The following is a 4,803-nucleotide window of genomic DNA, read 5'->3' on the forward strand; positions in this document are numbered from 1 at the left end:
AACGCTGAGCCGCAGATTTATGAAGTCCCAATCGGTGAAGAGAAAGTATTCATCGGCTGGACTCAATCTGTGGCGCGACAGTTCCGCTTTCGATCTTCCAAGATTGGGATGGCAGACGAGTTGATCCGTCTCCGCAATCCTGACACGGCTCATGCAGCCTTGTATGAAATCCTCTGGTGCTTGGTTCCAGAGCATATCACCGCAAAGCACACTAGCCCCGAAGCCCTTTTCTTGGCTGTCGATCACGAAGCCCACGGCAAAGATATTTGGAATGCCGTCATTGGCGTCATCAATGATCAATCGGTCAGCGATGAAAAAAAAAGCAGTTCAAAGAGCTAGCATGGGCAAGAGTTGAACTAGGAATCACGCCAGAAGAATGGAACAACTACCACCCAGAACAATGCCTAGCGATTCATGAAGCCTGGATGGACCGCAAGAAAGGCGAAGCCATAGAGCGGGCTCAACTCCAATTCGTGATTGCCCAATGCTCAGGAGCCAAGAAAAGCACAGGAGCCCGATTCAAGCTTAACGACTTCATACCCAAATACGCGAAGCAGAAAGAAACCCCAGAACAGCAGGAAGAGAGACTGAAAAGCTTTTTCCGAGGACTGGCCAGCAAACCCAAAAAGAAAGAATAGAGAATGGCTAGAGGCACAATTGGCACAATGTATGCCGAGCTTGCAGTCCGCGACAAGATGCAGGTGGGGCTGAAGCGTGCCGAGAAAAGGCTTACTAGGTTTGCCGGGAACTCTGCCAAGCTCATGGGGGCGGCAGCAGTGGCGGGCTCTGTCATCATGGCTAAGGAGGCCATATCAGCCGCCTCTGACATGGAGGAAACCGTCAGCAAGTCCAATACGATCTTTGGCGAATCAGCCAAGGAAATGGAGGCGTGGGGCGCGACAGCCGCAAAGACCTTTGGCCAATCCAAAGAACAGGCCATGGCAGCGGCAGCAACGATGGGCAACCTCTTCGTTTCAGCCATGGGCCTAGCCCAAGATGAGGCTGCCGGGATGTCCCGTGAGATGGTCGAGCTTGCATCCGATCTTGCCAGCTTCAATAACACTGAGCCAGATGAAGCAATCATGGCTCTGTCTGCCGCTTTGCGCGGCGAGTCTGAGCCGATCCGCAGATATGGCGTATTGCTCGATGACGCCACGCTGAAGGCTAAGGCGCTTGAGATGGGACTCTACAAGGGCAAGGGGGCGCTAGACCCTACATCGAAGGCTATGGCCGCTTATCAGGTCATTCTGGAGCAGACGACCACAGCGCAGGGCGACTTCGCCAGAACGCAGGACGGGCTTGCCAACTCTCAAAGGACGCTAGGCGCTTTGTGGAGTGACATGCTGGCAACCATGGGCGAGGGCTTGCTGCCAGTCATGCAGGACCTTGTTTCGTGGATGAAGCAAATAGACTTTGACACGATGGGCCAAGGGCTCAAGACAGTCTCCAGTGCCGCAGCAGACACCGCCAGAGACGTTGGAAACCTCGCCAGTAAATTCGGAGACCTGTTTGAGAAGTTCACAATCTCAGGCAGGGCTACGATGATGTTTGCAGAGTGGGCAAACCAAGGATACGACCAAGCGGCGAATGCTCCATTCTTTAGGGACTTCGCCCCAGGCATGGGACCTAAGAACATCCCGACCTATGAGATGACGCCGATGCCAAACATCCCTTTCCGAGATGGAATGGGAACGTCGCCATCGTCAATGAATCAATTGCCCGACTACCTCAAGAAAGGGGCAGACGTTCGGGCTCGCATGATTTCAGACGCCAAGGAAGAGCATGCCGTCGAGATGGCTTTGCTCGATGCTAGGCTGAGTGGGGACAAGAAACACCTTAGAAACATTGAAGAGTCGATCCGTCTTGCAGAGCGAGTGAACGAACTTAAAAAGCAGGGATTTAACATAGATCAAGCCTCACAGATGGCCCTTGCCGAGGCTGATAAACGCTCCCTCTTGATAGAGCAGGAACGCGCCAAAGTCAAAGAACAGGCATCACTGAAAGAGCAACTGGACCGATTGGGCGGCATGGACATCATGACTGCCGAGGTCAACTCTATGCAGAAGCGCGGTCTAGGCATGGGCCGGATGGACGTTTCCAACATCACCAAGTCAACGCTTGATGTGGTCAAGAACATTAGCGACAAGCTGACTGATCTGCTAAACCGAGAACCAGCGGAGGGAACATTCTGACATGGCCGCCGAATCCATACTCACATACAAAAAGCCGAATTACCCTAAGACCACCAAGGGCAAGAATGGTGTTCAAACGGTCATCCACTACATTGGCCCGCATTCGACTCTCTCAGCCGCAGAACCAGCAAGAAACGCCGAGTGGGGGGACTATCAAGGCTACGTAACCCGCACGTATCTGGAGCCAGAAATGGACAATACAGATACTTCTCTGTTGATCGTGGACATGGAGTCCACCTTCGACGCTACCGCCTCTCCAGAGGCCGCTGGCACTGTTCAAGAGATCACGTATGAGGTTGAGTGGACGATGTTCCAGCGCAGCATCTTTGAACATCCCTCCTTCGCTCCAAACACTGGCGGCGAATACCAACTCACCGATGATGATATTGTAGCGGTCCAATTTTGGGAGGCGGGAGAGAATCATGAGTATAAAAAGGACTTCAAATATCTGCCGAGCGAAGATGACAAGACCCCCGTCACCCTTAGCACAAATGCCAGAAAGTGCGCCGAGGTCATACTAAAGGGCATCGACACCTACGAGGACTACGCCCCAGTCCTTCGCCGGACAACCAAGTATGCAGACGGCAACCCTGCAACCACCGACGCGGGCAAGCGCGATATTGCTGGTCCAGTCTTTGCGGGCAAGCCGACCGGATACGAATATCGCAAGACCGCAGACCGATCCGTAAGGACCGACAGGGACAGGCAGTGGAACCAAGTCGAAGAGTGGATAGGCGCTAAAAAAGTCCTGATCGACCGTGACCAAATATATATCTAATGTTCGGGCTACCTAAAAGGCGCAAGCGTGGAGACTCATTGCTGGACTTCAGCGATGACGCGATCACTTGGATGCGAGCCAACCAGCTAGTCAACGTCATCGGCGGCAAGGTCAAACGCTCTCCCAATGGTATAACGCTGGACGTTACAGGCGGCAAAGGCAAGGGCAAGGGCGTAGACACCAAGCCCCCGCTTTGGGTGACTCTCTACCGCGATCCTACTGGCACTTGGAAAATCTACGCGCAGGACGGCAAAGTTGTTACCCGATCCAATGCCAGTGGAGACGCTATTGGAACGCTTTCAATCTCAGGACTGCCGACAGAGGCGTCACCTCAGACCGTCCTAAAGGGTGATAAGATCAGCGTAAAAATAGACACCAACACCGACGGCCAAGCAACTACGGCAACCTGGACAAAGACAGCGGAGGCAGACCCATGGCCAACGTCTATTGCCACTGAGTTGGCAGGAGGCGAAACCTCGGGGACGGCAGGAGTCCATTACATCAGGATTGCCAGTATTGCCGAGGTGGACGTCACCACTGGCACGCTTGAGCGGACGCAGATCCATACTGGCCACGTTGACTATTTCCAGCCGATCCTTTGCGAGAATGCCGTTGTCACCGCAGTAGGAGGACAAGCTCGTATTCTCCAACGCTTCAGGCTGACTAATGGCGATTGGGTATTTAGGACGCTGGCAGGGGCAGGCACTGGAGGCGAGCCAATCTTCATTGGAGAGGACGCAGGGAAAGCGCGAATCTACTCTACTGGGGACACGTTCATCGCCAAGCTTTGGCAAACTGACATCACCCTTTTAAGCGGTGGTGGAGGCGGGACGCTTGAGATAGACAATGGATCATCGCCTACTGCCACATTCTACGTCTGGAAAGGCATCTGGTTCACGGCGCAGCCTACGGGATTCCCAGCAGGAGCCACCGAATATCATTTCAGCTACGTAACCCCGACTACTGGAGGCCCACCGCCATGATCTTTGTAACCACAGCATCAGGCGAAAAGCACATCGCACTAGCTAGGCGCATGGCTGAAAGCTTCGAGGAATGGGGATGGCCAAAGCTGATCATTGCCACGCCTGAAGAGTATCCAGAGTATGACGATATGTGGAAGGGCAGGGGTCTAAAAACCCGCTTTGCCTATTTCGCCCCAGACCACCACCTTGGCAAGGTTGCCTTCGTGGACGCTGACTGCGAAGCCGTGGGGCCATACCCCGGCGACCCTCAAGTCCCTAAAGGCGGGATGTCAGGCATTGTGACCAGCCGACTCAAGGCCCCTAATGGCCACCGCATGAACTTCCTCGCATCCACATTCCTAGTCTTTGAGAGCGTCCATCAAGCGCGAACTGTCTGCGATGAATGGCACGCTAACCTATTGGAGGATAAGAGGGAAAAGACTGACGAGAACGCCTTGCACCGGGCGACTAAATACATGCCCGCCATTGACTCGGGCTGGTTCAAGATGCCGATGAAGAACCTGCTTCACTTGGCGGCGACACACCCGATTGATTGATGAACAAACAAAGCATAAAAACAAACAGAGTGGATTTCGCATCATCAGATAACGGAATAACAAAGCCCGGAGATTACTGCTTTAGCCCAGAATTTGACTGCATCTATATCATGTTGCCTGGAACTAATTGGGCCGATGCTATCGAGATAAAAAAGAATAGCGTAGGTGGTCAAAGAGTATGGGGATGGGATGGCAATAAAGAAGCGCCAACCCTGACTCCAAGCATTCACTTGCCCGGCGTTTGGCATGGACACCTAATTACCGGTGAACTTAGATCATGCTGACAATGAAAGCCACAGCCCTCCTTACCAACT

6 protein-coding genes are annotated in these 4,803 nt (G+C 53.3%); all 6 read left to right on the forward strand.

What is annotated here, in order from left to right:
- A partial coding sequence (locus tag V6D20_18385; GenBank protein HEY9817751.1) for a hypothetical protein occupies positions 1 to 339 on the forward strand: 339 nt, incomplete at its 5' end.
- Between the two features lie 86 nt (positions 340 to 425).
- A complete protein-coding gene (locus tag V6D20_18390; GenBank protein ID HEY9817752.1) occupies positions 426 to 638 on the forward strand; it encodes a hypothetical protein in 213 nt (70 codons plus the stop codon).
- A 27-nt stretch (positions 639 to 665) separates the two neighbouring features.
- A complete protein-coding gene (locus V6D20_18395; GenBank protein HEY9817753.1) occupies positions 666 to 2,192 on the forward strand; it encodes a hypothetical protein in 1,527 nt (508 codons plus the stop codon).
- Position 2,193: 1 nt separating this feature from the next.
- The gene (locus V6D20_18400; GenBank protein ID HEY9817754.1) at positions 2,194 to 2,970 is read left to right on the forward strand and encodes a hypothetical protein; all 777 of its coding nucleotides are present in this window, start codon (positions 2,194 to 2,196) and stop codon (positions 2,968 to 2,970) included.
- A 38-nt stretch (positions 2,971 to 3,008) separates the two neighbouring features.
- Positions 3,009 to 3,953, forward strand: a complete 945-nt coding sequence (locus tag V6D20_18405; GenBank protein HEY9817755.1) for a hypothetical protein — start codon at positions 3,009 to 3,011, stop codon at positions 3,951 to 3,953.
- Positions 3,950 to 4,489 carry a hypothetical protein gene (locus V6D20_18410; GenBank protein ID HEY9817756.1) on the forward strand — a complete coding sequence of 180 codons (540 nt, stop codon included), beginning with the start codon at positions 3,950 to 3,952 and terminating at the stop codon, positions 4,487 to 4,489. The genes V6D20_18405 and V6D20_18410 overlap by 4 nt, the downstream gene beginning before the upstream one ends.
- The last annotated feature ends 314 nt before the right edge of the window (positions 4,490 to 4,803 follow it).

It is taken from the genome of Candidatus Obscuribacterales bacterium (assembly GCA_036703605.1).
In the GTDB taxonomy this organism is placed as follows: Bacteria; Cyanobacteriota; Cyanobacteriia; order RECH01; family RECH01; genus RECH01.